The organism is Pseudomonas gingeri (genome assembly GCF_013385425.1).
GTDB lineage: Bacteria > Pseudomonadota > Gammaproteobacteria > Pseudomonadales > Pseudomonadaceae > Aquipseudomonas > Aquipseudomonas gingeri_D.
On the sequence record NZ_JACAQA010000065.1, the window covers coordinates 1 to 328 of the forward strand.

Below are 328 nucleotides of genomic sequence, written 5' to 3' on the forward strand. Positions count from 1 at the left end.
CCCCTTTGGGCGTGTCGCTGAAGAGCCAATTTTTGCGTCCAATCACAAACGGCTTGATCGCGCGCTCAGCGGCGTTGTTGTCGATAGGCAAAAAACCGGTCTCCACGTAACGCAGCAGCCAACCCCAGTTGCTCGCCATGTAACTGATCGCTTTACCCAGAGGGCTCTGCGTCGTGACCTGCGGCTGGCTTTTCTCCAGCCAGCTTTTCAACTGGGTCAGGATCGGCAGGCTCTTTTCCTGGCGACCGATATAACGCTGTTCATCGCTGGCATCTTTGAGCTCGCGCTCGATACCGTACAGCTTGCTGATCATCGCCAGCGCGATATC

The 328-nt window shown here is 56.4% G+C and carries 1 protein-coding gene; it reads right to left on the bottom strand.

Annotated features, from left to right (window positions below; translation table 11 throughout):
• Window positions 1-328 (bottom strand): IS66 family transposase (locus HX830_RS32755; protein ID WP_177104807.1); only part of this gene is annotated, 328 nt, incomplete at both ends.